Consider the following 25633-nt stretch of genomic DNA (forward strand, 5'->3'; position numbering starts at 1 on the left):
GCGCCCCTTCCATCCCGCCTGCTGGCGGGGCTGGGTTTCGCCCCGGTTCCGTTGCAGACATCTTTTCCGATCTCATGACCACCACCATTCAGCAGCGCTCCGGCGCTTCGGTGTGGGACCAGTTCTGTGCATGGGTCACCTCCACCAACAACCGTCTGTATGTCGGTTGGTTCGGTGTGCTGATGATCCCCACGCTGCTGGCCGCCACCATCTGCTACATCGTCGCCTTCATCGCGGCACCCCCCGTCGACATCGACGGCATCCGTGAGCCGGTTGCCGGCTCGCTGCTTTACGGCAACAACATCATCTCCGGTGCTGTTGTGCCTTCGAGCAACGCCATCGGCCTGCACTTCTACCCCATCTGGGAAGCCGCTTCTCTGGATGAGTGGCTGTACAACGGCGGTCCTTACCAGCTGGTTGTCTTCCACTTCCTGATCGGCGTCTTCTGCTACATGGGCCGTGAGTGGGAACTCTCCTACCGCCTGGGCATGCGCCCCTGGATCTGCGTCGCCTACAGCGCCCCCGTGGCTGCTGCCAGCGCCGTGTTCCTGGTGTACCCCTTCGGTCAGGGCTCCTTCTCCGACGGCATGCCCCTCGGCATCAGCGGCACCTTCAACTTCATGCTGGTGTTCCAGGCTGAGCACAACATCCTGATGCACCCCTTCCACATGCTGGGTGTGGCCGGTGTGTTCGGCGGCAGCCTGTTCTCCGCCATGCACGGTTCGCTGGTGACCTCCTCGCTGGTTCGTGAGACCACCGAGAGCGAGAGCCAGAACTATGGCTACAAGTTCGGCCAGGAAGAGGAGACCTACAACATCGTGGCTGCCCACGGTTACTTCGGTCGCCTGATCTTCCAATACGCCAGCTTCAACAACAGCCGCAGCCTGCACTTCTTCCTGGCTGCCTGGCCTGTGATCGGCATCTGGTTCACCGCCCTTGGCGTGAGCACGATGGCGTTCAACCTGAACGGCTTCAACTTCAACCAGTCCATCCTTGATGGACAGGGCCGTGTGCTGAACACCTGGGCTGACGTGCTGAACCGCGCCAACCTGGGCATGGAAGTGATGCACGAGCGCAACGCTCACAACTTCCCGCTGGACCTGGCTGCTGCCGAGTCCACGCCTGTGGCCCTGACCGCTCCGGCGATCGGCTGATCCACCCCCACTGCCAGGGCCGGATCACCCGGCTGCCTGTAGACCGGCCCCCGCACATGCGGGGGCCTTTTTCATGGCGAGCGCAGCCGCTGCAGCGTTCCCATGCCGGCGCCATCGAGCGCATCGATGCTGACGCGGCTGGCCTGACCGTCGGGCCCGGTTGCCTACGCTCACGGCACACCAGGTGGCGCATGGGCAACAGCTTCGGCACCCTCTTCCGGATCAGCAGCTTCGGTGAATCCCACGGCGGCGGCGTGGGTGTGATTGTGGATGGCTGTCCGCCGCGGCTCGCCCTCAGCCTCGAGGACATCCAGAGCGATCTGGATCGTCGCCGGCCGGGTCAGAGCAGCATCACCACGCCGCGCAAGGAGGCGGACCGGGTCGAGATTCTCAGCGGGCTCCTGGACGGCGTGACCCTGGGCACCCCGATCGCGATGCTGGTTCGCAACAAGGACCAGCGCCCGAAGGACTACGGCGAGGTGCAGCAGGCCTTCCGCCCCTCCCACGCCGATGCCACCTATCAGGCGAAGTACGGCATCCAGGCCCGCAGCGGTGGCGGCAGGGCCTCGGCCCGCGAAACCATCGCCAGGGTGGCGGGCGGAGCCATCGCCCGGCAGCTGCTGGCACGCACCCACGGCACCGAGGTCATCGCCTGGGTGCAGCGGATCCACACGATCGAAGCCGGCATCGATCCGGCCCTGGTGAACCGCGATGCCGTGGAGGCCACACCGGTGCGCTGCCCGGAGCCCGAGGCGGCGGCGGCGATGATCGAGCGGATCGAAGCGATCGGGCGCGAGGGAGATTCCTGCGGCGGCGTGATCGATTGCCTGGTGCGCCGGCCACCGGTGGGTCTGGGCATGCCGGTATTCGACAAGCTGGAGGCGGACCTGGCCAAGGCGGTCATGTCACTGCCCGCCACCAAGGGATTCGAAATCGGCTCCGGCTTCGCGGGAACGCTGCTCAAGGGCAGCGAACACAACGATGCCTTCCTGCCCAGTGAGGACGGGTCCCTGCGCACCGCCACCAACAACTCCGGCGGCATTCAGGGAGGCATCAGCAACGGCGAGCCGATCCGGATCCGGGTGGCCTTCAAGCCCACGGCCACCATCCGCAAGGAGCAGCGCACGGTGGATGTGACCGGGGCCGCCACCACCCTCGCCGCCCGCGGGCGGCATGACCCCTGCGTGCTTCCCCGCGCCGTGCCGATGGTGGAGGCCATGGTGAGCCTGGTGCTGGCGGATCACCTGCTGCGGCAGCAGGGCCAGTGCAGTCTGCTCTGAACCTCAGCCGCTGCGGGCCTCGAGGGCGTCCAGCAGGCCCCGCAGATCGCCGGAAGCCTGAGGGCCGGACTCTTTCCAGCGTCGGCCGAGGGCCACGGCGTCAACGCCCGCATCCAGCCAGGGGATCACGTCCGCGGGCGTGAGTCCGCCCGAGGCGATGCAGAAGGGAAGGGAGCCCAGGGGAGCCGCCAGCTGCGACCAGTACCGCGGGCCGAGGCTCGAGGCCGGGAACAGTTTCACGACCGCGCAGCCCAGCGCCACGGCCCGGTGCACCTCGCTCGGGCTGAAGACGCCCGGCACGAGCAGCAGGCCCAGGGCCGTGGCCCTCTCCAGCAGATCGGCACACAGCACCGGACTGATGGCGAAGCGAAGACCACAGGCCGAGGCGGCCTCCAGGCCTCGGCGGTCGGTGATCGAGGCCGCCCCCAGCAGCACATCCGGGCAGAGCCGGCGCGCCTGACGCACCAGTTCGGGCCATTGCGGATGGGGGGACCAGGCCAGCTCCACATGACGGAGACCGGCCTCGGCGAGCAGGGTGAGGTGCCGCAGCAGCTCAGCCCGCGCCCTCTCAAACACGTGAAGCCCATCCCCGGAATCCGGGGACAGGCGAAGCACCACGATCAGGGGCTGGCTGCGGAGGGACGCGACGAGGGACGCCGCCGCCTCCATCAGACGTATTCAGCGGCGCGCACCTCGCTGCGGATCAACAGATCCTGGAGCTCCTCCGCATCCACGGTCTCCTTCTCCACCAGCAGATCAGCCAGCTGGTCGAGAATGGCCCGGTTGCCGGTCAGCACTCCGGTGGCACGGCGGTAGGCCACATCCACCAGTTGCGACACCTCCTCATCGATCGCGGCGGCGGTGTCCTCGGAGAAATCGCGCTCCGCACCAATGTCCCGACCCAGGAACATGCCCCCTGGGACCGGCCCAGCGCCACGGGTCCGAGGCGATCACTCATGCCGAAGCGGGTCACCATCTGGCGCGCCACCCTGGCCACCTGCTGAAGATCATTGGAGGCACCGGTGGTGACTTCGTCCTCGCCGTAGACGATCTCCTCAGCCACCCGACCGCCGAGGGCCACGGCCATCTGGTTCTGAAGATAAGCCCGCGAATAGAGGCCGGATTCCATCCGTTCCTCGCTGGGGGTGAAGAAGGTGAGGCCTCCGGCCTGGCCGCGGGGAATGATGCTGATCTTCTGAACCGGGTCGTAATCCGGCATCAGCGCCCCGACCAGCGCATGACCGGCCTCGTGGTAGGCCACGAGCCGCTTGCGCCGCTCACTCATCACCCGGTCTTTCTTCTCGGGCCCGGCCATCACACGCTCGATGGCGTCATTGACCTCATCCATGGACACCTCGCTCAGCTGATGGCGGGCCGCCAGGATGGCCGCCTCGTTGAGGAGGTTCGCCAGATCGGCGCCGGTGAAGCCGGGAGTGCGCCTGGCCACCTTGTCGAGGTCGACGTCCTTGGCGAGGGTCTTGCCGCGGGCATGGACGTTGAGGATCTGGAGGCGTCCGGCGTAGTCGGGCCGGTCCACCACCACCTGGCGGTCGAAGCGCCCCGGCCGCATCAGTGCGGCGTCGAGGACGTCGGGACGGTTGGTGGCCGCCACGATGATGATGCCGGTGTTGCCCTCGAAGCCATCCATCTCGGTGAGGAGCTGGTTGAGGGTCTGCTCGCGCTCGTCGTTGCCGCCGCCCAGGCCGGCGCCCCGCTGCCGGCCCACCGCGTCGATCTCATCGATGAAGACGATGCAGGGCGCGTTCTTCTTGGCCTGCTCGAACAGATCGCGCACGCGGCTGGCGCCCACGCCGACGAACATCTCGACGAACTCCGAGCCTGAGATCGAGAAGAAGGGCACTCCCGCTTCACCGGCCACGGCCTTGGCCAGCAGGGTCTTGCCGGTTCCGGGGGGCCCACCAGAAGCACGCCCTTGGGGATCTTGGCGCCAACCTCGGTGAAGCGATCGGGATTCTTGAGGAAGTCCACCACTTCGGTGAGCTCGAGCTTGGCCCCCTCGATGCCGGCGACATCGCCGAAGGTGACCTGGGTCTCGGGTTCCATCTGGACCCGCGCCTTGCTCTTGCCGAAATTCATGGCGGGGTTGCCGCCGCCTCCCTGGGCACGCCGGAGCAGGAAGAACAGGCCCCCAAGCAGCAGCAGTGGAACGATCAGGCTGCCGAGCGCCTGCTGCCAGGCACCGGCCTGACGCGCGGGTTGCACGGCGATGTCCACATCGTGCTGGGTCAGAAGGGAGAGCAGATCCTTGTCGGGCGCCAGGGTCACCTCGGCCCGGCGACCATCGCTCTCCACCACCTGGGCGGTGCCGCGATCCGGGGAGATCAGGACGCGGGAGACCTGGTTGTCCTCAACGGCTTCGATGAAGTCGCTGTAGCGGAGGGAGCGGGCGGCCTGGGAGGGGTCGGGCCGATCCAGGAACGCCGTGCCCACGGCGATGATCACGACCACGAGCAGGACGTAGAGCCCCACGTTGCGCCAGCGCTTGTTCACTTGACCCTCCGGATGAAAAGGACGGGATGGACTCGTCGTAAAGGAATGTTAACGGCTGCTGCCGCGCCGGGCGGGGCCCGATGGCCCCGACGCTCAGCCGGCCCTGAGGACCTCGACCACGCTGCGGAAGGCGAACCAGTCGGGGATCTCCTCGCCGCTGCGCAGCATCTTGCGGAACTGGGTGCCGCTCAGCTTGCGCACGTGCAGACCGCGGGTCTGGGCGTGCTCCGCGGTCACGTAGCCCTCCTCCTCGGTGTACACGAGATTGAGGGAGGGAACGGTCTCCATGCCGAGTTCCACGGCACACTCCCGCGCGAAGTCCTGGGCCTGGTAGGGCGTGTAGAAGTCGTCGCCGGTCAGGGACGATTTGCAGCCCGCCATGTCACGGCCGATGATGAAGTGCGTGCAGCCGTAGTTGCGGCGCAGAATCATGTGCTGCAGGGCCTCGCGCGGTCCGGCCATGTGCATCGAGTAGGGCAGGTAGGCCCAGCGGATGCGGGGATTGGAGACCTCAGCCGCCAGCCGCTCATAGGTCTGGTAGCGGATCTCGCCGGGAATGTCGTCCTGCTGGGTGGGGCCGCAGGTGGGGTGCACAAGCACCACCGCATTGGCGCTGACGTTGCTGGCGTGCAGAGCCCTGGTGAACAGCTCGTAGTGGGCCCGGTGGATGGGATTGCGGCACTGGAAGGCCACCACGTCCTCACCGGCCGGCAGCGTGGCGCGCACGGCCTCGGGGGTGCGGCAGGGGAACACACGCCGGGGAAGCTCCAGTCCCTGCAGCGCGCCTCCCAGGTAGATCGCCCGGCGCTCCATGGCGATCATGCGCACGGCGGGGTGCTCGAGGGAGGTCGTCCCGTAACAGCCAAGGGCCTCCTGGACCTTGTCGGGAACCCAGCGGCTCTCGACGGTCAGGACCGCCAGGTCCTGACCCCTGTAGGTGAGGAGCACCCTGTCGCCGACCGCGATGTCCTCGCGGTCGGTGTCCATCACCAGGGGCAGCCCGAAGAGACGACCGCTGGTGGTGCGGTGCTCGCGCACCACCGACTCGTAATCGGCCTGGTGCATGAAGCCGCGCTCAGGCGAGAAGCCCCCGACCACCAGGAGCTCCACATCGCAGGCGTTGCGATCGGAACACTCCAGCCGCGTCGTGGCCGACGCCTTGACAGCATCCCGGTCCTCGGCCGGAACCATCAAGTCGACCAGAGTGCCCCCGTAGGGAGCGATCAGGCCGGACCGGCCGGTGGTGGGAGCGGAGGAAGCGGACATGCGGTCTGGTCGGGGTCAGAGGCGGGGAGCGGATGAAGGATCAGCAGCCCTGGGGGCAGTGTCCCAGACAGCCGTCTGGAAGCGCTTGATGAGACGACGCATGGAGGCTCAGGACCACCTCGACCCGGCGGCGAGGCGTCAGAGCACCTCCAGGCGTCCGTAGAGCTCACCGCTGATCTTGACGTCAACGGGCTCCTTCCCGCCCATGTCGGTATCCGAGGGCTGAACGGCGGTGAACACTCCGGCGAACTCACTGGTCTCCGGATCGACCTTGGTGATGGAGAGGCTCATGCTGCCCGTGCCATCCACATATCGCTTCACGTTCTCACGGACGAGCTCCTCGTCGTCACCGGCGGGCACCAGGCCCACGGCGCTGCTGTAGCCGGTGGTCAGACCGCGGCCCTTGGGATCGAGGAAGTTGCTGGTCCTGTAGCTGGGAGCGCGGTAATCACCTCTGAAATCCGTGCTCGTGGTGAGGGCGGTGCCATCAGCCGAGGCCAGCAGGCGCTTGCTGGAGAAGGTGAAGGGCACCTCCTCGCCGCCGGGCAGCAGAACGGTGATGGGCTGGAAGTCGATGCCGCCCTTCTCAGTGAAGACCATGCCGTCGGCCGTGACCTCCAGGTCGCCGTAGACCTGATCGAGGCTGGAGGTGTAGCGGGTGAGGATCTTGGTGGGAACGAACTGAGCCTCCTGTCGCTTGTTGACGGGCTCGCCCTTCACGAACACCTCAAGGGGATGCATGCAGATTTCCCGCAGCTCGTAGCGGCCTCCGGCCTCGAGGGGGATGGCTCCGCGGGCCGAGTCCGGCAGGGTGGCGCAGTCGTTGGCGCGACCGGTGTTGACGATGTCCTCGTAGGTGATGTTGGAACGCTCCTTCGCCTCGGAGCCACCGCCGCACGCGGTGAGAACCGTGAGGCACAGGGCCAGCGCAAGCGAAAGAAGAGGACGGAATCTCATAGGGAAAGGCGGTCGCGGCCTGGAGATCGGGGCCGATCGGACGCGTCCGGATCAGGCTCAGCCGGGATACTACAGGTGGGACTCCGCCTCGCCCGCAGGGCTTCTCAAGCTCTCAACAACCTGTAGAGCTCTGTTCGCTCCGTGCCGGTTCAGGAGGTCGGCAGAAGCCGCCGTAATTGGGTCAGCAGCTGATGAGCCAGGCTCAGCTTGCCGGTGCGGGGCAGCTCCAGACACCGCTCTCCCGGACCCAGCAGCCAGCCCGCGTTGTCGGGAGCGGCGAAGCCGATGCCCTCCTGATCGATGGGGTTGGCGAAGAGCAGGTCACACCCCTTGCGCCGGTGCTTGAGGGATGCGGTCTCGCGCACATCGCCCGTTCCGGCGGCGAACCCCAGCAGCACCTGGCCCGGGGGCCGTGCCGCCACAAGGCCGGCGAGCAGATCGGGCACAGGCTCCCAGCCATCGGCCCAGCCGTCGATCAGAGACCGCTTCGGGACCTTGAGCGGCGACGGCGCCGCGCGCCGGAGATCGGCCACGGCCGCCGCCATCACCACGGCATCCGCCTCCGGCTGGTGCCGATGCAGCGCCACATCCATCTCGGCCGCGGTGTCCACGGCCTCGCAGCGGAGGCCATCCCGCAGCGCATCGGGCAACTGCAGGGGCCCGTGAACGAGGCTCACGTCGGCGCCGCGAAAGCGGGCGGCCTGGGCAAGCATCAGGCCCATCCGTCCGGAACTGCGATTGCTGATCACGCGCGCGGCATCGATCGGCTCCACGGTGGGCCCGGCGCTCACCAGCAGGCGCAGACCCTGCCAGTCCCTCTGCCAACCGTGGGCCAGGAGGCTCTGCAGCGCCAGGATCAGGACCTCCGGTTCCGCCATGCGGCCGTCGCCGACGCGATCACAGGCCAGCAGTCCGGGGGAGGGCCCCAGGGGGAGCACCCGCGCCATCCCCCCCAGGACCTGCCAGTTGCGGCGCACCGGATCGCTGGTCCACATGGCGGTGTTCATGGCCGCCGCCACCACCACAGGGGCCTCGCAGGCCAGAAGGGTGCTGGCCAGCAGTCCCTCCCCCGAGCCATGCACCCATCGGGACAGGCTGGTCGCCGTGAGGGGTGCCACGACCACGGCATCGGCCCACTCCGCCAGCTCGATGTGCAGGGGCCTGGGCTCGATCGGATCCCACTGATCCTCGTCCCGGTAGCAGCGGTGGCGACTGAGACAGGCCAGGGACGCCGCGCTGACCAGCCGCTCGGCACCGGGGGTGAGCAGGCAGCGGACCTGAGCCCCCATCTGGACGAGCCGGCTGACCAGCAGGGGAACCTTGACGGCGGCGATGCCTCCGCACACGCCCACAAGGATGCGCCGTCCGGCGAGAGGATCGCGGGCGGGAGGTGCTGAGGGGGAGAGCGGGGAGGGGTCCTCCTCAGTCCTCATCGAAGGGTTCCTGATCCACCAGGTGCACGTAGGGGCGAACCAGATCGGGCCTGTGGATGGCCAGGGCGCGGATCAGATGCCAGTCCTCCAGTCCGGCGAAGGGGGTGGGGTAATCATCCTCTTCAAGCCGCCGTGCCAGATCCGCGATGGCCTCCTCGTCGAAGGCCTCGAGACGCTCGGGGGTGATCGCGGCGGCCTGGGTCACGGAAGCGGATCGACAACAGCACTGACTCATTCTGATGGCCCGCCTTGCAGATCGGCCATGGAGGTGGCGGCGCGTCGAGCAGCGCTACATTCGCGCCACGGGGAATTAGCTCAGCTGGTAGAGCGCTGCGATCGCACCGCAGAGGTCAGGGGTTCGAATCCCCTATTCTCCACTGAACCCGAAGCTGGTCCGGGCTGTGGATGTGTGGGGCGTCACGGCATCCGTTCTCAGGCGGATTCCCCGCCCGATTGAATCGCTCACCGGCGTCCATCACCGGATGCCGTGCCACTGAACCGTGGCCATGCCCTGCTTCCCCGCGGTCGCCGGAGACTGGCTGTTCTGAGTGCCCTGTTCCTGCTGCTGCCCGCTGCGGTTCAGGTGCGTCCCGCCTCACTCCTCACCTTTTCCCTGATCCTGCTGGCGATCGGCCTGGCCACGGCCCGGCGTCCGCCCCGTCGCGGGGCAGACGGCACCGGTGACAAGGGCTCTGCTGGCCATCGGGCCGATGGGGTAAAAGAGAACCCTCCTGCTCACGGTGCCCATGTCGCAGTCCAAGCGCGAACAGGTGGTCAGCCACCTGCGCTACATCCGCCAGGAACTGCGCGAGATGCATCAGGGCGTGATGGAGGACGGCCTGCTTCCGGAAGCCGGCGAAGTGCGGGGCGTGATGGCGCAGATGGAGGCCCTGCTTGAATTGCTCGAGGGCAAGGGCGGTCGCAAGGCCAAGGACAGCGACAGCTGAACCCGGGCATCACCGGGCCGGCATGACCAGTCCGGCCTCACAGGTGCGCTGCGGCAGCGCAGCCCGGTCCCTTGCCAGCCGGCTGGAGCGACGCTTTGCTTGGCATCCAGGAGGTGTTGTCACCAGCGGGAGCTGACATTGACCTGGCCGAGTCAGTCACAACCGGACCCACCAGATGTTGTGTCTGTTCTCTCTACAATCACCACTGATGGTGTAGAAAAGGTGAGGCAGGACCGGTGCCGGGTGATGGGGATCGCCGAGGTTCACCCCCTGCCACGTCTTTCGTCTTGACGAACGCGCAACGCACACGCATCGAGCGCAGTCTCGGTGAAGCGCCCCTCAGGTTCGCGGCCTGGTCGGTGAACCCCTGGCGCCGACATTCGCTGCAGCTGGTGGTGCTGCTCAGTGGCTTCGGCGTCGGCACCACGCTCGGCACCGTGGGCGGTGCCCTGTCCGTGATGGACCCGGTCGGCGCCTTCGTTGTGGTGGCTCTGCTGGAGGTCGGGGTTCGCCTGAGGCCGGGCCTGAGGCGTGAGGGGCGACGGCTGCCGCTGCAGCTTCTCGACATGGCCCGGGTTGGGGTGCTCTACGGCCTGCTGCTGGAGGGGTTCAAGCTGCTCTGATCGAGCGCTGCCCCCTGTGCGACCTCGCTGGCCGCCAGCAGATACAGCAGAGCCATGCGCACGGGAACACCGTTGAGCACCTGCTCATCCACGAGTGAGTGCTCCGGATCGCTCAGCAGCGCGCCGCTCATCTCCACACCGCGGTTCACGGGGCCCGGGTGGAGCACGGGCACCGGTGCCGATCCCCCACACAGCCGCAGGCGGGCGTGGGTGAGACCGAAACAGCGGTGATAACTCTCCAGGCTGCTGAGGAGATGCTGGCGCATGCGCTCCTTCTGGAGCCGCAGGGTCATCACCGCATCAGCGCCGGGAAGGGCCTCCTCAAGCGTGCGGCACACCTCGATCCGGCCGCGCCGCGCCACGGGATCCTCCTGCTGCCCGGGCGGCGGTGCCTCTACGAAACGACGGAAGAGGTCGGGCACGAGGGTGGGCGGACCGCACAGCACCACATCGGCACCGCAGGCCGTGAGCGCCCAGAGATTGGAGCGGGCCACACGGGAATGCAGCACATCCCCCACCAGGGCGATGCGGCGACCCTCCAGGGCCCGGGGACCGGGGTCGCCGGGATTGAAATGGCGGGCCAGCGTCAGCAGATCCAGCAGCCCCTGACTCGGGTGGCTGTGGAGACCATCGCCGCCGTTGAGCACGCTGGCCCGGATTCCCAGCGTGCGCAGGTGGTGCACCAGACGGGCGGGAACGCCGGTGCAGCGGTGCCGCACCACCAGCACATCCGCACCCATGGCCACATAGGTGAGCACGGTGTCCAACAGGGTTTCCCCCTTGCTGAGGGAGCTGGAGGAGGGAGTGAAGCTCTGCACATCAGCCGAGAGCCGCCGGGCCGCCAGTTCGAAGCTGCTGCGCGTCCGGGTGCTGGGTTCGAAGAAGAGCGTGGTCACCAGCCGGCCCTGAAGCGCAGGGAGCTTGCGGCCGCCGCTCACGGGCAGGGTGCGGAAGCGCTGCGCCAGTCCCAGCACCGTTGCGAAATCCTCCCGGGAGAAGCGGGCCAGATCGATCAGATGGTGGTGGGGCCAGCCGCTCACAGGCCGCCCAGCGCGTCGGGACTCCAGGCGGCGGCACGGGCCGGGGTGCGATCACCCCGCTGGCGTCGGCTGACACTGCGGCTGGGCGCCAGGTACCAGCGCCAGGGCAGGTCCTGGGCCAGACGGATGCCGATGCGCGTGGTCGTCACGGTCAGTGGATGGCCGCAGCGAGTCTGACTGTCCCACCACTGAACGAACGCCGGGGGCCTGGGGGCGATGCGCAGCAGGCTCCCAGTCGCTGCCATGCCGTCGTGGGTCCGGTCGATGCCGAAGTGGCGGGCCAGGAGGGCCGGCCCTGCGGCAAGGCGTTCGGGTGCGCCCGGCACGGCCGCCGCCCGCAGCAGCACCCCGTTGGCCTGGTCGCACCGGCCTGTGACCACGTTGACGCAGTGATGGATGCCGTAGCTCACGTAGACGTAGAAGCGCCCGGGTTCGCCGAAGAGGGTCTCGTTGGACGGGGAGCGGCGCCGGTGGCCATGGCAGGCCGGCTCGCTCTGGCAGTAGGCCTCGGTCTCCACGATCACACCGGTGCGGCGTTCACCGCCGGGCAGCCGATGCTCCAGCACGCAGCCGAGCAGCTCCGGCCCCACCTGTTCGGCGGGCCGGGCGAAGAAGGAACGTGGCAGTGATGCACACGCAGGGCTGACTGACGCGTCCGGCTCGGCCAGAGTGGGCCCAGCGAATCCGTGATCCCGCCCTGCCATGAACGCCGCTCTCTCGGGCTTCACTCTCGGCACCGTGCTTCTGCTGGTGAGCGGGGTGTTCTGTCTGACCACGCTCTACTTCGGCACGCGTGGTGGGTACTACGACACCGATCAGTACGACGGCAACGGCACGGCCCACTGAGGCCGGCCGACGCCAGCCTCACCGGCCGTCGCCGGGGGAGCCGGGTTCCGGCGGGCTGGGAATCTGCTCGGCATCGGGGCAGTTCTCCGCCGTCTCCAGTTCCTCGGGACGACCCTGGCGGCTGAAGCTGGCGAGCTGGATGCTCACGGCACCAATGGAATCGAGCCGCACACTCTCCTCCCAGCGCTGGACGTCCTCGTCGTCATCCGAGTCGTAGCGCAGCGTGACGAGGTCTCCCTCGAGTTCCACCACTTCGGCCTCCTCGATCCAGCGCTGCTGATCCCTGAGGAACACCCAGACGGGCTGCTTGTCGGTGCAGTACCGATAGAGCTTGCGGTGCAGCATGGCCAGCGGCCCGGCGCGCAGCAATCCTAGGGATCATGGTCTCCAGTGATCCAACGCCCGTGAGGACTCCCGAGGCCGCTCCAGCTCCGCCCCCCACCGGAAGCATGCGACTGGCGCTGCAGAGCTGGCCCGAGGTGGAGCGCTATCTGGAGCGCTGCCGGGGGTGATCCTCCCCTCGGGTCCACCGAGCAGCACGGCCCGACGGGCGCCATCGGCACGGACGCGCTGACGGCCGAGGCGGTGAGCCTGGCCGTTGCCGACCGCTGCGGGGTCCTGGTGGCTCCCGCCCAGGCCTACGGCATGGCAGAGCACCACCTCGGCTTCGCCGGCACCATGAGCCTGCAGCCCACCACCCTGCTGGCTCTGCTGCACGATCTGATCCTCTCCCTCGCCGGCCACGGCTTCGAGCGGATCTTCGTGATCAACGGCCATGGAGGCAACATCGCCACCTGCAAGGCGGCCTTCGCCCAGGCCCAGACCACGGCCGCCACACGGGGCCTGCCGGGAGCGGCCCGGTTGCGCTGCCGTCTGGCCAACTGGTTCATGGCCCGGCCGGTGATGGAGGAGGCACGCCGGCTCTACGGACACAGCGAAGGGCAGCACGCCACCCCCAGCGAGATCGCCGTGACCCTGGCCCTGGAGCCCGGCCTGCTCGCCCTGCAGCGGCCTCTGCCCGAGCCGGCACCGGCCGGACCCATCCATGGCGCGGCGGACTTCCGGAAGCGGCACCCGGATGGTCGCATGGGCTCGGACCCCTCCCTGGCCACGCCCGAACACGGCGAGCGACTGCTGGAGATGGCGGCCGAAGCCCTCAGCGCTGATCTGAAGGCCTTCCTCGCGGCCGAGACCTGAGAGGCCGGTGGCGGCGGCCCCACCGATAGGTTGAGCCCACCCGCTTCCCCATCCATGAGCCGCATCAGCGAGGAGGACGTGCGCAAAGTGGCCGGACTGGCCCGTCTCGACCTGCCGGAGGACCGGATCCACACCTACGCCGGCCAGCTGGAGCGGATCCTCGACTACGTGGCTCAGCTCGAGGCGATCGACACAGAGGGCGTGCCCTGCACCACACGGGCCGTTGAAGTGGTGAACGTCAGCCGCGACGATCGGGTGGAGCCGGCCGGCGAGATCCGGGAGGATCTGCTCGACCAGGCCCCCCAGCGGGAAGGGGACTTCTACCGGGTGCCGCGGATTCTGGGTTGAGCGGCCTCGGGCCGGCTGATTCTCAGCGCAGACCGGGAGACACCGCCGTGCGGTGCAGGAGCGACAACCAGAGCCGGCGCCAGCGGGGCGAGGGGATCAGCAGAGCCAGCGGCCTGAGGCGACTGCGGCGCAGCTTGTGGCTGCGGACGCCGAGAAAGATGTCGTAGAGAAAGTTGGCGAAGTCGGAGCGGCTCTCGAACAGCCCGAGCCGCTGGGGCGAGCCCTTGGCATCCAGCAGAGGCTGGGTGGCGTGGTAAGCGGTGCGGTAGTGAAACCAGGGGATGGAGGGCCAGAGATGGTGAACCAGGTGATAGTTCTGACCCATGATCAGAATGTTCATAAGGCGCCCGGGATAGATGCGGGCGTTGCGCCAGCGACTCCTTGAAAGAAAGGGTCGGTGGGGCAGATAGTCGAAGAACAGCCCCAGAGTCACGCCCACCATCAGAGCGGCGGCGAACCAGCAATTGAGGATGAAGGGCAGGAAGCCGTGCTGAATCGAGGCCAGAACAATGGCCAGGAACAGACCACGCGCCAATCCCCACTCCAGCAGCTCCCAGCGGCGCCAGAGGCGACGCTGGAAGAAGAAGAACTCGTGATAGAAAAAACGCGGAGCGATCAACCACAACGGCCCGAATGTGCTGACGATGTGGTCCGGGTCGTTCCTTGGATCATTCACATTGGCGTGGTGCTGCAGGTGCACCCGCGTGAACACGGGGAAACTGAATCCCAGCAGCAGAGCGGCGCCGTGACCCATCACCGCATTGAGGATGCGGTTCGGATGGGCGGCGTTGTGGCAGGCGTCGTGGATCACGGTGCCTTCCAGGTGCAGGGCCAGGAATCCGAACAGCAGCAGCAGTGGCAGCGGCCAGCCGGCGATGAACCAGCCGTAGATGGCCAGGGAAGCCAGGGCGTAGCCGCCCAGGAACAGCCACACCGTCACGTTCCACGGGCCCGGGGGAGCGAGGAGCCAGCGCGGAAGCGAGCGGACCCCGGGAGCTGAGGCACCCGCCTCGCGGGAGGAACCCGCATGGACTCCGGAGTCCGTCGCGACGCCGTCGGGCTGGATCAGCACGGACCGGACCATGGGCAACGGGGCTGTTCTGAAGAAGTGTTTCGGCCTCTCAGCATACGGAGATCACGACCCTCAACCGGACTTCCGACCTCGCAACACTGCCCACCGGGGGATTTGAACCCCCACGACCGTGGCCACTGGACCCTAAAACCAGCGCGTCTACCAATTCCGCCAGGTGGGCACCGCAGGACTGTAGGCAGCAGAACCCGGGTCGTCACAATGAGGGGGTGCCGGATCGCCCCATGCTCGCCGCGATCAGTGGATCCCTGGCCCTGGTTCTGGGTCTTCTCCTGCTACTGCTGCCCCTGCTGGTGACAGAGCTGAGCCGGCCCGGCGATCCCGCCCTCGGTGCCGTTGTGCTGGTGCTGGGCCTGTCCCTGGTCACCAGCGCCGACCGCCTGACGGGCTCCCCGATGGTCGCTGTGATCTGCGGTGCGCTTCTGGTGGGCCGTCTCAGCGCTGAGGTCGGCCGCGGCCGCTGGCATCAGCTCAGTGAGGACGAGCAGCAGCGGCTCCGCTCCGGTGAGCGCTGGCGCAGCAGCGGCTCCGAGCTGGCCGCATCCATCACCCTGGCGCTGGGGACGTGCGCACGCACGCTGCGCGGCCTGGGGGAGTGGCTCGCCGAACGCCGGCGCAGCCGACCGGTGCGGCGCTGGGTGAGGCCGGATGGTGAGGGTGCTGCCGCCGCGGAGGAGGCGGAGCCGACGGCGGCCGGGAGCGAGGGCTGATAATCCACCCTCCTGCGCCTGACCCCGCTGCCGTGACCGCCAGCCCGGCCTCCTACAAGGACACCCTGAACCTGCTGAAGACCTCCTTCGGGATGCGGGCCAACTCCGCCGTGCGGGAACCTGAGCTGCAGGAGCTGTGGGCGAGCCAGGACATCTACCGGCAGCTGAGCCGGAACAACAGCGGACCGGTCTTCACGCTCCATGACGGACCGCCCTACGCGAACGGGGCCCTGCACATGGGCCATGCGCTGAACAAGATCCTCAAGGACATCATCAACAAGTACCAGCTGATGCGGGGCCGTCGGGTCCGGTTCGTGCCGGGCTGGGACTGCCACGGGCTGCCGATCGAGCTGAAGGTGCTTCAGTCCCTCTCGGGCGAGGAGCGGCGCGGCCTGGATCCCGTGCAGCTGCGGCGCAAGGCGGCCACCTACGCCATGGAGCAGGTGGAGCAGCAGCGCAGCGGTTTCCGCCGCTGGGGAATCTGGGCCGAATGGGATCAGCCCTACCTGACCCTGGACCGGGGCTACGAGGCCGCCCAGCTGGAGGTGTTCGGCCGGATGGTGCTGGCCGGACACATCTACCGGGGTCTCAAGCCGGTGCACTGGAGCCCGAGCTCCCGCACGGCCCTGGCGGAAGCCGAACTGGAATACCCCGACGGCCACACCAGCCCGAGCGTCTTCGTGGCCTTCCCGGTGCACGCGCTCAGCGGCGAGCTCCGCCGGGCGCTGGACGGGCAGGGACTGACCCTGCCGGATGACGGACAGGACCTCGCGGAGCAGCTCTCCCTGGCGATCTGGACCACCACGCCCTGGACCCTGCCCGGGAACCAGGCGGTGTCGGTCAACGGCCGGCTCGAGTACGCGATCAGCAGCGGCGGGGACGGCCAGCCCCTGCTGGTCGTGGCGGCGGAACGGCTGGAGGCGCTGCGCGACCAGCTGGGGCTGCCGCTGCAGCCACTGGCCCGGGTGCGCGGCGAGGCCCTGGCCGGCACGCGCTACCGACTGCCCCTATTCGAGCGGGAGGCGCCTGTGGTGCTCGGCGGCGAGTACATCACGACCGACTCCGGCACCGGTCTGGTGCACACCGCCCCCGGGCACGGCAGCGACGACTTCATCACCGGCAGCAAGCACGGCCTGCCGATGCTCTGCCCCGTCGACGAGGCCGGCGTGCTCACCGAGGAGGCCGGACGCTTCGCCGGGCTGAATGTGCTCAGGGATGCCAATGCCGCCATCAGCGGTGCCCTGAGGGAGGAGGGCGCACTGCTGCTGGAGCAGCCCTACGCGCACCGCTATCCCTACGACTGGCGCACCAAGAAGCCCACCATCTTCAGGGCGACCGAGCAGTGGTTCGCCTCCCTTGATGGCTTCCGCGATCAGGCCCTGGCGGCCATCGCCGAGGTGGAGTGGCTGCCGGCATCGGGCCGCAACCGGATCGAAGCCATGGTGCGGGAACGGGGCGACTGGTGCATCTCGCGCCAGCGCAGCTGGGGTGTGCCGATTCCGGTCTTCTACGAGCGCGAGACCGGTGAGGTGCTGCTCAACGCTGACACGCTCCGGCATGTGCAGGCGCTGGTGCGCGAACGCGGCAGCGATGTCTGGTGGGAGGAGGACGAGCGGGTGCTGCTGCCGGCCCCCTACGACCGGGAGTGGCAGCGATGGCGCAAGGGCAGCGACACCATGGATGTGTGGTTCGATTCCGGCTCCAGCTGGGCCGCCGTGAGCGCGAACCGCGAAGGGTTGCGCTATCCCGCCGATCTGGTTCTCGAGGGTTCCGATCAGCACAGGGGCTGGTTCCAGTCGTCTCTGCTGACCTCGGTGGCCGTCAACGGCCGGGCGCCCTACCGGCGCGTGCTCACCCACGGATTCACGCTCGATGAGACGGGCCGCAAGATGAGCAAATCCCTGGGCAATGTGGTGGATCCGAACCGCATCATCCAGGGCGGCTCCAATCAGAAACAGGAGCCCGCCTATGGCGCCGATGTGCTGCGACTCTGGGTGAGCTCGGTGGACACCAGCTCCGATGTGCCGATCGGAAAGACGATGCTGCGGCAGCTGGCTGATGTGTATCGCAAGCTGCGCAACACCGCCCGCTATCTGCTGGGCAACCTGCACGACTACGACCCACGGCGCGATGCGGTGCCCCCGGAGACGCTGCCCCTGCTCGATCGCTGGATGCTGCATCGCTGCGCGGAGGTGAACGCCGCCATCCAGCGGGCCTACGAGACGCACGAGCTGTTCCATGTGGTTCAGACCCTGCAGCAGTTCTGCGTGGTCGATCTGAGCAACTTCTATCTCGACATCGCCAAGGACCGGCTTTATGTGAGCGAAGCCGCGGCACCCCGGCGTCGCAGCTGCCAGACCGTGATGGCCCTGATGCTGGAACAGCTGGCGGGCCTGATCGCGCCGGTACTCAGCCACATGGCCGAGGACATCTGGCAGTCGCTCCCGTATGCGGTGTCCGAGCGCTCTGTCTTCCTGCGCGGCTGGCCCGAGGCCGACCCCGGCTGGCTGACCGCCGGGGAGCTGACGGCACCGGTGCAGCGGCTGCGGGAGCTGCGGGGGCAGGTGAACCGCGCCCTGGAGACGATCCGGAGCGAGGGGCGGATCGGATCCTCGCTCGAGGTGGCCGTGCACCTGGTGGTGGAGGAGCCCGCGCTGCTCGAGGCGATGGCCCTTCTCGAGCGCCGTGGGGACCCGGAGGTCGACCGTCTGCGGGACTGGCTGCTGGTCTCGCAGCTCACCTGGCAGCCTCCGGGATCAGCAGTGGACGGCGAGGGCCTGCTGGCCGAGCAGAGGGAGCCCGGTGTGACGCTGCGCCTGTTCCGGGCGGAGGGAACCAAGTGCGACCGCTGCTGGCATGTCGAGCCGAGCGTGGGCCGGCACAGCGACCATCCGGGTCTGTGCGACCGCTGCTGGGAGGTGATGCAGCACCAGATGACGCCTGCCGGTCAGGGCGCAGCGGCATGACCCGGGCCATGGCCGAGCCGCACCGGCACTGCATTGACCAGCTGGGCCTCCGGCCCCATCCGGAGGGAGGGCACTACCGGGAGACCTACCGGTCCTCCCGTTCGGTGCCGACCGAATTCGGCCCGAGGTCGGCCGGCACGGCGATCCTCTACCTGCTCGGACCGGGCGAGTGCTCCCGCTTTCATCGGCTGCGCTGGGATGAGCTCTGGCACCACCACGACGGAGGCGCCCTGACGCTGCACGTGCTCACCCCCGAGGGGGACGCACATCTGATTCGGCTGGGGTCGGAGCGCTCCGGCGGGGTGCAGCCCCAGGCCGTGGTGCAGGCGGGCAGCTGGTTCGCCGCGGAGCCGGCCACACCCGAGGGCTGGAGCCTGATGGGGTGCACCGTGGCGCCCGGTTTCGACTTCGAGGATCTGGAGTTCGCTCAGCGCGACGCGCTGCTCGCCAGCCATCCGGGTCAGGCGGATCTGATCGCCCGGCTCACCCCGGACTGAGCCCCCCGGAGCCGAGGCGCTGCCAGAGGGCCGGGTCGAGGCCATCACGCAGCGCCAGCGGACCGGTCAGGGAGGGGGCGGCCGGATCGAGGGGCGCCGCGAACAGTTGGGCGGACTCAAGCGTGGCTCCCGGCGGCAGCGCGGAGCGATCCGGATCCCAGGGCAGGGGGTGGGAGGTGCAGCTGCTCATGCCTCTGTAGATCAGCAGTTCGAGCGGTTCCTCCGCACCCTCGTCCCCGGGGCAGCGGCCACTCAGACGGAGCACCAGCTCGGGGTGAGCCCGGCTCAGCGCTTCGTAGGGCGACAGCGGATCGCCGGCGGAGGGATCGGTCATGGGGAGTCGAGGCCGGAGGGGGGTGGACGGGTGTCCGCGGTCCAGCAGCGTCAGAACTCACCGGCGACCCGCCCATGGCGGGGCAGCCGCACGATCAGCCACTGCAGGAAGCCGATGGCATAGGCCACAAGGGCGAGGTAGCCCACGAACGCCGCCACAGGCGGTGTCCAGCGGGCACCGAAGAGGAAGCCGAACAGACGGGCCATCACGGCGTGCAGCCTCAGCGGGGCCTCCTGCCAGACGGCGCAGGAGGCAGCGGCGGAGGCCTGGGCCATGCAGGGCAGGGCCGTGACGCCGAGGACGATGCCGAACAGCACGGTCACGGTCAGGGCCCAGCGCCAGATGCGCAGGGTGAGGGGCAGGGAGCGCCAGGGGGGCATGTCGGCCAGCTCCTCGTTCAGGTCCGCCCAGAACCAGAGCGTGACCAGCACGGCCAGCTGCGCCAGCAGTGACGTGAGATAGCCGAGTGGCCTGGCGTCGGTGAGCAGCAGCACACTGATCGCCATCAGGCTCGCCACCTTCCAGTAAATGCCCATCAGACGGGTCAGCGCCCCCTCCCGGCGAAGGGCTGCCCAGAGCAGCAGCACCAGGGGAAGGCCGGCACCGAACACCACAGCCAACCGGTAGTCCAGCCAGACCAGCGTTCGGTAGAGCTGTTCCGTCAAAGCGGCTCGGGCGAGGTACGGGAAGGCGCCATTATCAGCAGCGGTGGGCTGGGTAATGTCGGCCTCATGCTTCGCCTCCCCGCACTGGATTGGCTGCGCGGCCCCACCCAGGGTCCCTGGGTGCGCACCGCCCTCTCCCGGGCCAGCTCCCTCGATGCCGCGGTCGCGGAGCTCCGCCGCCAGCTCAAGCCGCCCGGCCCGGCCGACCTGGCCCTGGTCTTCGTCTCGAGCAGCTTCGCCACCGATCTGCCCCGGCTTCTTCCTCTGCTGGCTCAGGGGTTGCAATCGGAGGTCTGGCTCGGCTGCCTCGGCGGAGGTGTGGTGGGCACCGATGCCGAGTCCCAGCCGCAGGAGGTGGAAGCGGCACCGGCCCTCTCGGTGATGTTGCTGCGGCTGCCGGGTGTGCGCCTGCACCCCTTCCATCTGGACATGACCGGGCTGCCGGACCTGGATGGCTCGCGTGACGAATGGCACCGATGGGTGGGTGCTCCGGCGGAGGCGGCCCGCAGCATGCTGCTGTTGATCGATCCCGGTGCCAGCGGGATCAATGACCTGATCCGCGGTCTCGACTACGCCTACCCCGGCGCGGTCACCCTGGGCGGGATCGCCGGGAACCATGCCGCCGCCCATGGCTCCCTCCTGCATCAGGGATCGGTATGCACGGGAGCGGTGGGCTGCCTGATCGATGGCCCCTGGCGACTGGATCCCGTCGTGGCTCAGGGCTGCCGGCCCATCGGTCCGGTGTTCGAGATCGAGCAGGTGGAGCGGAACGTTCTCCTGGAGCTCAGCACCGAGGGCTCCCGCGCCAGCCCCGTGACCTGCCTGCAGGGCGTGCTGGCCGACCTCACTCCCGGGGAACGGGACCTGGTGCGCCACTCCCTGTTTCTCGGCATCGGCCAGAACGACTTCCGCATGCCCTCGGCGGCCTCTGCCTCCTCACAGGAGCCCGCCTTCCTCGTGCGCAACCTCATCGGCGTGGATCCCCGCAACGGGGCTGTGGCCGTGGCCGAACGGATCCGCGTCGGCCAGCAGGTTCAGTTCCAGCTCCGGGAGAGCGGTGCCTCCACCCAGGAGGCCCAGAGCCTGCTGGCGGCCCAGAGGGCGCGCCTGACGGCTCCGCCCCTGGCCGGACTGCTCTTCGCGTGTCTTGGCAGGGGACAGGGCCTCTTCCAGAAGTCCAACGGCGATGTGGCTCTCGCTGCCGAGGCCCATCCGGATCTTCCGGTGGCGGGAGCCTTCTGCAACGGCGAGATCGGACCTCTCGGTGGATCCACCCACCTGCACGGCTACACCGCCTGCTGGGCGATGGTCGTTCCCAGCCCCGAGGAGTCCGAGGCCGCGTGAGCGGGCCCGGACACGGCCCCGTCCGATGAGGCAGCACGTCAACCCGCTGAGCCGTTTCTTCCAGGAACCCCGCGCCCTGCCGAGCCTGGATGATCTCTTCGAGAACGGCGAGCGTCCCCTGCACCTGGACATCGGCTGCGCCCGGGGCATGTTCCTGATGGAGATGGCCCAGCTCCATCCCGACTGGAACCACCTCGGGCTCGAAATCCGCGCCCCCCTGGTGCGCAGCGCCGAAGCGGAGCGCGAGCGGCGAGAGCTGGTCAATCTCCGCTACCTCTTCGCCAACGCCACCGTGACGCTCCCCGGCTGGCTGAACGCCCTGCCGCCGGGCCGGCTCAGGCGGATCACCATCCTTTTTCCCGATCCCTGGTTCAAGACCCGCCACCAGAAACGACGGGTGCTGCAGCCACCGCTCCTCGCGGCTCTGGCCCGGGCCACGGGGGAGGGGGCTGAGCTCTACTTCCAGAGCGATGTGCCGGAGGCGATCGCTTCGATGGTCGCCCTGAGCGAGGCAGGCGGAACCTTCGCCCGCCCCTCACAGGATGCGCGACCCTGGCGCACGGAGAGTCCCTACCCGGTGCGGACCGAGCGGGAGCGGCTCGTGGCGGAGCAGGGGGGAGCCCTGTACCGCGTGCTCCTGCTGCGCACCGCCGAGCCCGCGCCGGATGAGGCTGTAGCGGATGCCCCCGGCCCATAATCCGCCCGAACTGCCTTGATCCGAGCCATGGCCCGGGAGCGTGCCCTGCAGCCCCTGCTGCTGTGCTGGCAGGGCCGTTGGGCCGGCCTGGGCGGCGGCCCCCTCGCCTGGCGACTCAACGGTCTCGCGGGCCTCGTACTGATGGCACTGCTGGCGGGCCTGCCGCTGGTGACCCGTCAGGGCCTGGCCCTGCTGATGCTGGCCAGCGCCGTGCTCTGGGCTCTGATGGCGCTGACCCAGCCGCCCCACCCGGCCCAGGCCGTCGGCCGCTGGCTGCTGCTGCTGCTGGCGGTGGCCGTGGTGGCCACGGGCTTCTCTCCCGTTCCCGCCGCAGCCCTGGAGGGCCTGATCAAGCTGATCAGCTTTCTGCTCTGCTTCGCGCTGATGCGCGAACTGCTCTGGCGTGAGCCGCCCTGGTGGGATCGCCTGGTGGCCGCACTCCTGGGCGGGGCGCTGCTCAACGGGGTCGTGGCGATCCGCCAGCTCTACATGCCGCTGGAGGAGCTGGCCCGCTGGGCCGACCCCAACAGCGTCAGCGCCGGGACCGTGCGTCTCTACGGCACGCTGGGCAATCCCAACCTCCTGGCCGGGTCTCTGGTGCCGATCCTGCCCCTGGCGGTGGTCGCGGCGCTGCGCTGGAGGTCCCCCTGGAGTCGTCTGTTCGCCGTCGTCACCGCCGCCATCGGCGGCACCGCCCTCGTTCTGACCTACAGCCGCGGTGGCTGGATCGGGCTGATGGCCAGCCTGGCCGCACTGGTGCTGCTCCTGGCCCTGCGGGCCGCCCGGCACCTGCCTCCCCTGTGGCGGCGTCTGCTGCCCGTTCTGCTGCTGATCGGCGGATCGCTGGCGACCGTGGTGCTGGTGGCCAGCGTCGAGCCGCTGCGCATCCGGGCCACGAGCCTGATGGCCGGGCGGGGCGACAGCTCCAACAACTTCCGCATCAATGTCTGGCTGGCGGCCCTCGCCATGGTCCGGGACCGGCCCTGGATCGGCATCGGTCCGGGCAATGAGGCCTTCAACCTCATCTATCCGCTGTACCAGCAGCCCCGCTTCGACGCCCTGAGCGCCTATTCCGTCCCCCTCGAACTGCTGGTGGAGGGGGGCGTGCCAATGCTCATGAGCGCCGTCGGGCTGCTGGTTGCCACCACCGGCAGGGCCCTGCGGCAGCTTCGGGGGGAGGCCCGGGTGGCGCTGCCCTGCATCGGGGCGCTGGCCGCCATCGCGGGGCTGGTGGGCCATGGCCTCGGAGACACCGTGTTCTTCCGGCCCGAGGTGCAGCTGGTGGGCTGGTTCAGCCTGGCCACCATCGCCTCTCTCCCCGCCTCCGGGGGCGGGGCGGATCGACAGCTGCCGGCGGAGGAACCGGCGTGAGGGTGCTTGCCGGCTTCGATGCCGGCCAGACCCACACGACCTGCCGGCTCAGCCCGGCGGAGGATCCCGGACGCCCCCTCGCGGAGGGCCGGGGTCCGGGGGTGCGGCATCTGGCCGAAGCACACGGGGATGCGCTCTTCCAGGCCGCGCTGACGGAGAGCCTTCGGGACGCCCGAAGGCAACTGCCGTCGGGGCATCAGGCCGCAACCGTGTGGGCCGCGGGCGTGGGGGCCAGTGGGATCGAGCAGGGCTCCCGGGTGCAGAGCCGGGGGCTGTCGCTGGCCGCCGCCGCGCTGCAGCTGCCGGCGAAGCGGCTGGTGGTGACCGGCGACGAGCGCACGGCCCTGCGCGGAGCCTTCCCCAGCGGCCCTGGTCTTGTGGTGATCAGCGGCACCGGCATGATCTGCCTGGGCAGGGACGGGCAGGGCCGGGAGGCCCGCTGCGGGGGCTGGGGCTGGCTTCTGGACGAAGCCGGAGCAGCCTCCAGCATCGGCCAGCAGGCCCTGGCCTGCAGCCTGTTGATGGCGGACGGGAGGCTGCCGGAGACGGTGCTGCGGACGCGACTGTGGGCCCGGCTTGGAGCGCGCAGCCCGCAGGAGATCAAGGCGCTGGTGGTGCAGGAGGGCTTCGGGGCGGCGGGCTTCGCGGCCCTGGCGCCCGCTGTCGAGACGCTGGCGGGGGAGGAGGACCCCCATGCCGCCGCGATCATCAGCCGTTCAGCGCAGGCCCTGGCCGGATCGCTGGCGGCGGTGGCGGAGCGGCTGGATCTGAGCGGCCCGCTCATCCATGGCTGCGGCGGCGCCTGGAGGAACCTGACGACCCTGCGGCAGTCGACCCAGGCGCAGCTGGCCCAGCGCCTGCCGGACGCGCGCTGGCTGGAGCAGGCCGGCGATGCCTGCGACGGAGCTCTCCAGATGGCGTTTCAGGCCGGGGCCTGAACGGCTTCGGGCCTTGGCCCGCCCAGCTCAAGGCCTGCGATCTGCGCCAGGTGGCCGGACCAGTGGGCCACATCAGCGCGGCGTGCCGCCTCCACCATGATGCGCAGCAGCGGTTCGGTGCCGCTGGGACGGACCAGGACACGGCCCTCGGCGCCGAGGGCCTGCTCGGCCGCCTCCACGGCCTGCCGCAATGCGGTGCTGGAGCGCCACTGGCGCCGGCGGTCGGCGTCCTCGACGCGCACGTTGATCAGCCTCTGGGGATAGGGCTGGAAGCTCTGATCCATCCAGCCGGCGAGATCGCAACCGAAGCCGTCCAGGTGACGCAGCACCTGCAGGGCGGTCAGGAGGCCGTCACCGCTCATGCCGTGGGCGGCCGAGAGGATGTGGCCCGACTGCTCACCACCCAGACCCGCTCCGGTGGCCTCCATGGCGGCATGGACGTGCTGATCACCGACGGCGGTGCGCTCCATCAGCCCTCCGGCCTGCTGCCAGGCCCGCTCGAAGGCGAGGTTGGTCATCAGTGTTGTCACCAGGCGAGACTCCGGCAGCGCTCCGGGTTCTCGCCTGAGGGCCGAGCCCCAGAGGTGGAGGATCTGATCGCCGTCCACGACCCGGCCGCGACCATCCACCGCCAGCATCCGGTCGGCGTCGCCATCGAAGGCGAATCCCGCGCTGGCGCCCCGCTCGAGCACGGCCTGCCGGAGGGGATCGAGGTGGGTGCTGCCGCAGCCGACGTTGATCCGCGTTCCGTCGGGATCACCGTGGAGAACGGTCACCTCGGCACCCAGATCACGGAACAGCTCCGCGCCGCAGGCGGTGGCCGATCCCCAGCAGAGGTCGAGCACGATCCGGGCTCCTTCGAGCCCCACGCCGCCGAGGCTGGCGGCAAGGAAGTCGCGGTAGGCGGCGAGCAGGTCGTGTCGCTGATGGGCCGCACCGCAGCCGGTGAGAGCCGGCCGGATCACCGCGCCGGGTCGATCCCCGCGGAGGCCGGCCTCGATGGCGTCCTGCCGGGCGCGGTCGAGCTTGGCGCCACAGGCGCCGAACACCTTGATGCCGTTGTCCTCGGGCGGGTTGTGGCTGGCGGAGACCATCAGGCCGCCGGCGGCGCCGCAGCGTCGGATCAGGTAAGGAATTGCGGGGGTCGGGCAGAGCCCGATGCTCCAGACCTCCCGGCCTGCGGCGGTGAGACCGGCCGTGAGGGAGGCCACGACCATGGCGCCGCTGCTGCGGGAATCCATGCCCAGCAGGATCGGACCGGCGGGACCGAGCACCTGTCCGGCCCAGTAGCCCACCTGCAGAGCCAGGGCAGGAGTGAGAACGGTGCCGACCCGACCGCGGATTCCATCGGTCCCGAAGCCCGGGGTGGAGGACCCCAGCGGAGCGCCGATGGGAAGAGGGGCCGATTCGGCCATGAAC

The 25633-nt window shown here is 69.2% G+C and carries 25 protein-coding genes, 2 tRNA genes and 3 pseudogenes; 15 read left to right on the forward strand and 15 right to left on the reverse strand.

Features of this window, described 5'->3' with window-relative positions; translation table 11 throughout:
• The first annotated feature begins 74 nt into the window (after positions 1-74).
• Together psbA and aroC are read left to right on the forward strand one after the other, a co-directional pair.
• Positions 75-1154, forward strand: coding sequence for a photosystem II q(b) protein (gene psbA / locus EVJ50_RS08370; protein WP_150882476.1), 1080 nt, complete (start codon positions 75-77; stop codon positions 1152-1154).
• Between the two features lie 191 nt (positions 1155-1345).
• Positions 1346-2434, forward strand: coding sequence for a chorismate synthase (gene aroC / locus EVJ50_RS08375; protein WP_150883452.1), 1089 nt, complete (start codon positions 1346-1348; stop codon positions 2432-2434).
• A 3-nt stretch (positions 2435-2437) separates the two neighbouring features.
• Here the strand turns inward: aroC and EVJ50_RS08380 are convergent, their stop codons facing one another.
• The 7 genes and pseudogenes from EVJ50_RS08380 to EVJ50_RS08405 form a co-directional block, all read right to left on the reverse strand.
• The gene (locus EVJ50_RS08380; RefSeq protein ID WP_150883454.1) at positions 2438-3103 is read right to left on the reverse strand and encodes a bifunctional 4-hydroxy-2-oxoglutarate aldolase/2-dehydro-3-deoxy-phosphogluconate aldolase; all 666 of its coding nucleotides are present in this window, start codon (positions 3101-3103) and stop codon (positions 2438-2440) included.
• Positions 3103-4313, reverse strand: a pseudogene (ftsH, locus tag EVJ50_RS08385) (ATP-dependent zinc metalloprotease FtsH). Before ftsH ends, EVJ50_RS08380 begins: the two are co-directional and overlap by 1 nt.
• A 395-nt stretch (positions 4314-4708) precedes the next feature.
• Positions 4709-4945 (reverse strand): annotated as a pseudogene (locus EVJ50_RS15355) (ATP-dependent metallopeptidase FtsH/Yme1/Tma family protein); the annotation flags it as partial.
• 93 nt (positions 4946-5038) lie between these two features.
• Positions 5039-6211: a sulfate adenylyltransferase gene (sat, locus tag EVJ50_RS08390; RefSeq protein ID WP_150883456.1), complete on the reverse strand. Its 1173-nt coding sequence runs from the start codon at positions 6209-6211 to the stop codon at positions 5039-5041.
• A 138-nt stretch (positions 6212-6349) separates the two neighbouring features.
• Positions 6350-7168, reverse strand: coding sequence for a photosystem II manganese-stabilizing polypeptide (gene psbO / locus EVJ50_RS08395; protein WP_150883458.1), 819 nt, complete (start codon positions 7166-7168; stop codon positions 6350-6352).
• 149 nt (positions 7169-7317) lie between these two features.
• Entirely contained in the window at positions 7318-8601 is a 1284-nt protein-coding gene (gene coaBC, locus EVJ50_RS08400) for a bifunctional phosphopantothenoylcysteine decarboxylase/phosphopantothenate--cysteine ligase CoaBC (protein WP_150883460.1), read from the reverse strand.
• On the reverse strand, positions 8591-8836 hold the full coding sequence (locus EVJ50_RS08405) for a DUF2555 domain-containing protein (protein WP_150883462.1): 246 nt from the start codon (positions 8834-8836) through the stop codon (positions 8591-8593). The genes coaBC and EVJ50_RS08405 overlap by 11 nt, the downstream gene beginning before the upstream one ends.
• 69 nt (positions 8837-8905) lie before the next feature.
• Between EVJ50_RS08405 and EVJ50_RS08410 the strand changes: the two genes are divergently transcribed.
• The 3 genes from EVJ50_RS08410 to EVJ50_RS08420 all read left to right on the forward strand — a co-directional run bounded on the left by EVJ50_RS08410 (position 8906) and on the right by EVJ50_RS08420 (position 10171).
• Positions 8906-8978 (forward strand) — tRNA-Ala (locus tag EVJ50_RS08410).
• Between the two features lie 369 nt (positions 8979-9347).
• Positions 9348-9548, forward strand: a complete 201-nt coding sequence (locus tag EVJ50_RS08415) for a hypothetical protein (protein WP_150883464.1) — start codon at positions 9348-9350, stop codon at positions 9546-9548.
• A gap of 287 nt (positions 9549-9835) precedes the next feature.
• A complete protein-coding gene (locus tag EVJ50_RS08420; RefSeq protein ID WP_150883466.1) occupies positions 9836-10171 on the forward strand; it encodes a DUF565 domain-containing protein in 336 nt (111 codons plus the stop codon).
• Here EVJ50_RS08420 and EVJ50_RS08425 read toward each other — a convergent pair.
• Positions 10135-11211, reverse strand: a complete 1077-nt coding sequence (locus tag EVJ50_RS08425) for an aspartate carbamoyltransferase catalytic subunit (protein ID WP_150883467.1) — start codon at positions 11209-11211, stop codon at positions 10135-10137. The genes EVJ50_RS08420 and EVJ50_RS08425 overlap by 37 nt on opposite strands.
• Entirely contained in the window at positions 11208-11915 is a 708-nt protein-coding gene (locus EVJ50_RS08430; RefSeq protein ID WP_150883468.1) for a DNA-3-methyladenine glycosylase, read from the reverse strand. Before EVJ50_RS08430 ends, EVJ50_RS08425 begins: the two co-directional genes overlap by 4 nt.
• Between EVJ50_RS08430 and EVJ50_RS14610 the strand changes: the two genes are divergently transcribed.
• Positions 11914-12057, forward strand: a complete 144-nt coding sequence (locus EVJ50_RS14610) for a hypothetical protein (RefSeq protein ID WP_191964722.1) — start codon at positions 11914-11916, stop codon at positions 12055-12057. The genes EVJ50_RS08430 and EVJ50_RS14610 overlap by 2 nt on opposite strands.
• Before the next feature lie 18 nt (positions 12058-12075).
• Here EVJ50_RS14610 and EVJ50_RS08435 read toward each other — a convergent pair whose 3' ends face one another.
• Complete coding sequence (locus tag EVJ50_RS08435; RefSeq protein ID WP_150884955.1) at positions 12076-12402, reverse strand: DUF6679 family protein; 327 nt, start codon at positions 12400-12402, stop codon at positions 12076-12078.
• Positions 12403-12506: 104 nt separating this feature from the next.
• Here EVJ50_RS08435 and EVJ50_RS08440 point away from each other — a divergent pair.
• Together EVJ50_RS08440 and gatC are read left to right on the forward strand one after the other, a co-directional pair.
• Positions 12507-13254, forward strand: a pseudogene (locus tag EVJ50_RS08440) (creatininase family protein).
• Positions 13255-13308: 54 nt separating this feature from the next.
• On the forward strand, positions 13309-13602 hold the full coding sequence (gene gatC / locus EVJ50_RS08445) for an Asp-tRNA(Asn)/Glu-tRNA(Gln) amidotransferase subunit GatC (protein WP_150883469.1): 294 nt from the start codon (positions 13309-13311) through the stop codon (positions 13600-13602).
• Between the two features lie 22 nt (positions 13603-13624).
• On the opposite strand, the gene crtR is transcribed toward gatC, so the two are convergent.
• Positions 13625-14686 carry a beta-carotene hydroxylase gene (crtR, locus tag EVJ50_RS08450; protein WP_150883470.1) on the reverse strand — a complete coding sequence of 354 codons (1062 nt, stop codon included), beginning with the start codon at positions 14684-14686 and terminating at the stop codon, positions 13625-13627.
• Positions 14687-14773: 87 nt separating this feature from the next.
• Positions 14774-14855, reverse strand: a tRNA-Leu gene (locus EVJ50_RS08455).
• Between the two features lie 61 nt (positions 14856-14916).
• Here EVJ50_RS08455 and EVJ50_RS08460 point away from each other — a divergent pair.
• The 3 genes from EVJ50_RS08460 to EVJ50_RS08470 all read left to right on the forward strand — a co-directional run bounded on the left by EVJ50_RS08460 (position 14917) and on the right by EVJ50_RS08470 (position 18865).
• On the forward strand, positions 14917-15402 hold the full coding sequence (locus EVJ50_RS08460; RefSeq protein ID WP_150883471.1) for a hypothetical protein: 486 nt from the start codon (positions 14917-14919) through the stop codon (positions 15400-15402).
• Positions 15403-15494: 92 nt separating this feature from the next.
• The gene (ileS, locus tag EVJ50_RS08465; protein WP_225323178.1) at positions 15495-18368 is read left to right on the forward strand and encodes an isoleucine--tRNA ligase; all 2874 of its coding nucleotides are present in this window, start codon (positions 15495-15497) and stop codon (positions 18366-18368) included.
• Positions 18369-18376: 8 nt separating this feature from the next.
• Positions 18377-18865: a cupin domain-containing protein gene (locus EVJ50_RS08470; RefSeq protein ID WP_150883473.1), complete on the forward strand. Its 489-nt coding sequence runs from the start codon at positions 18377-18379 to the stop codon at positions 18863-18865.
• On the opposite strand, the gene EVJ50_RS08475 is transcribed toward EVJ50_RS08470, so the two are convergent.
• Positions 18852-19199: a hypothetical protein gene (locus EVJ50_RS08475; RefSeq protein ID WP_150883474.1), complete on the reverse strand. Its 348-nt coding sequence runs from the start codon at positions 19197-19199 to the stop codon at positions 18852-18854. The two genes, EVJ50_RS08470 and EVJ50_RS08475, sit on opposite strands and share 14 nt — an antisense overlap.
• Positions 19200-19249: 50 nt before the next feature.
• The gene (locus tag EVJ50_RS08480; RefSeq protein ID WP_150883475.1) at positions 19250-19864 is read right to left on the reverse strand and encodes a DUF3177 family protein; all 615 of its coding nucleotides are present in this window, start codon (positions 19862-19864) and stop codon (positions 19250-19252) included.
• Between the two features lie 66 nt (positions 19865-19930).
• Between EVJ50_RS08480 and EVJ50_RS08485 the strand changes: the two genes are divergently transcribed.
• From EVJ50_RS08485 to EVJ50_RS08500, 4 genes are read left to right on the forward strand one after another with little or no spacing between them, the layout of a single operon-like run.
• The gene (locus tag EVJ50_RS08485; protein ID WP_150883476.1) at positions 19931-21208 is read left to right on the forward strand and encodes an FIST N-terminal domain-containing protein; all 1278 of its coding nucleotides are present in this window, start codon (positions 19931-19933) and stop codon (positions 21206-21208) included.
• 25 nt (positions 21209-21233) lie between these two features.
• Positions 21234-21905, forward strand: a complete 672-nt coding sequence (gene trmB / locus EVJ50_RS08490) for a tRNA (guanosine(46)-N7)-methyltransferase TrmB (RefSeq protein WP_150883477.1) — start codon at positions 21234-21236, stop codon at positions 21903-21905.
• Between the two features lie 27 nt (positions 21906-21932).
• The gene (locus tag EVJ50_RS08495) at positions 21933-23276 is read left to right on the forward strand and encodes an IctB family putative bicarbonate transporter (protein WP_150883478.1); all 1344 of its coding nucleotides are present in this window, start codon (positions 21933-21935) and stop codon (positions 23274-23276) included.
• Positions 23273-24214 (forward strand): BadF/BadG/BcrA/BcrD ATPase family protein, encoded by a 942-nt coding sequence (locus tag EVJ50_RS08500; RefSeq protein WP_150883479.1) that lies wholly within the window; start codon positions 23273-23275, stop codon positions 24212-24214. Before EVJ50_RS08495 ends, EVJ50_RS08500 begins: the two co-directional genes overlap by 4 nt.
• Here the strand turns inward: EVJ50_RS08500 and glmM are convergent.
• The gene (gene glmM, locus EVJ50_RS08505) at positions 24199-25629 is read right to left on the reverse strand and encodes a phosphoglucosamine mutase (RefSeq protein ID WP_150883480.1); all 1431 of its coding nucleotides are present in this window, start codon (positions 25627-25629) and stop codon (positions 24199-24201) included. The genes EVJ50_RS08500 and glmM overlap by 16 nt on opposite strands.
• Positions 25630-25633 lie beyond the last annotated feature (4 nt).

This window comes from Synechococcus sp. RSCCF101, from assembly GCF_008807075.1.
Lineage (GTDB): Bacteria > Cyanobacteriota > Cyanobacteriia > PCC-6307 > Cyanobiaceae > RSCCF101.

Bases quoted from the DNA above. Each gene is read 5' to 3' on its own strand.
- psbA (WP_150882476.1), top strand. From the start codon at position 75: ATGACCACCACCATTCAGCAGCGCTCCGGCGCTTCGGTGTGGGACCAG.
- aroC (WP_150883452.1), top strand. From the start codon at position 1,346: ATGGGCAACAGCTTCGGCACCCTCTTCCGGATCAGCAGCTTCGGTGAA.
- EVJ50_RS08380 (WP_150883454.1), bottom strand. From the start codon at position 3,103: ATGGAGGCGGCGGCGTCCCTCGTCGCGTCCCTCCGCAGCCAGCCCCTG.
- sat (WP_150883456.1), bottom strand. From the start codon at position 6,211: ATGTCCGCTTCCTCCGCTCCCACCACCGGCCGGTCCGGCCTGATCGCT.
- psbO (WP_150883458.1), bottom strand. From the start codon at position 7,168: ATGAGATTCCGTCCTCTTCTTTCGCTTGCGCTGGCCCTGTGCCTCACG.
- coaBC (WP_150883460.1), bottom strand. From the start codon at position 8,601: ATGAGGACTGAGGAGGACCCCTCCCCGCTCTCCCCCTCAGCACCTCCC.
- EVJ50_RS08405 (WP_150883462.1), bottom strand. From the start codon at position 8,836: ATGAGTCAGTGCTGTTGTCGATCCGCTTCCGTGACCCAGGCCGCCGCG.
- EVJ50_RS08415 (WP_150883464.1), top strand. From the start codon at position 9,348: ATGTCGCAGTCCAAGCGCGAACAGGTGGTCAGCCACCTGCGCTACATC.
- EVJ50_RS14610 (WP_191964722.1), top strand. From the start codon at position 11,914: ATGAACGCCGCTCTCTCGGGCTTCACTCTCGGCACCGTGCTTCTGCTG.
- EVJ50_RS08430 (WP_150883468.1), bottom strand. From the start codon at position 11,915: ATGGCAGGGCGGGATCACGGATTCGCTGGGCCCACTCTGGCCGAGCCG.
- EVJ50_RS08435 (WP_150884955.1), bottom strand. From the start codon at position 12,402: ATGCTGCACCGCAAGCTCTATCGGTACTGCACCGACAAGCAGCCCGTC.
- gatC (WP_150883469.1), top strand. From the start codon at position 13,309: ATGAGCCGCATCAGCGAGGAGGACGTGCGCAAAGTGGCCGGACTGGCC.
- crtR (WP_150883470.1), bottom strand. From the start codon at position 14,686: ATGGTCCGGTCCGTGCTGATCCAGCCCGACGGCGTCGCGACGGACTCC.
- EVJ50_RS08460 (WP_150883471.1), top strand. From the start codon at position 14,917: ATGCTCGCCGCGATCAGTGGATCCCTGGCCCTGGTTCTGGGTCTTCTC.
- ileS (WP_225323178.1), top strand. From the start codon at position 15,495: ATGCGGGCCAACTCCGCCGTGCGGGAACCTGAGCTGCAGGAGCTGTGG.
- EVJ50_RS08470 (WP_150883473.1), top strand. From the start codon at position 18,377: ATGGCCGAGCCGCACCGGCACTGCATTGACCAGCTGGGCCTCCGGCCC.
- EVJ50_RS08475 (WP_150883474.1), bottom strand. From the start codon at position 19,199: ATGACCGATCCCTCCGCCGGCGATCCGCTGTCGCCCTACGAAGCGCTG.
- EVJ50_RS08485 (WP_150883476.1), top strand. From the start codon at position 19,931: ATGCTTCGCCTCCCCGCACTGGATTGGCTGCGCGGCCCCACCCAGGGT.
- trmB (WP_150883477.1), top strand. From the start codon at position 21,234: ATGAGGCAGCACGTCAACCCGCTGAGCCGTTTCTTCCAGGAACCCCGC.
- EVJ50_RS08495 (WP_150883478.1), top strand. From the start codon at position 21,933: ATGGCCCGGGAGCGTGCCCTGCAGCCCCTGCTGCTGTGCTGGCAGGGC.
- glmM (WP_150883480.1), bottom strand. From the start codon at position 25,629: ATGGCCGAATCGGCCCCTCTTCCCATCGGCGCTCCGCTGGGGTCCTCC.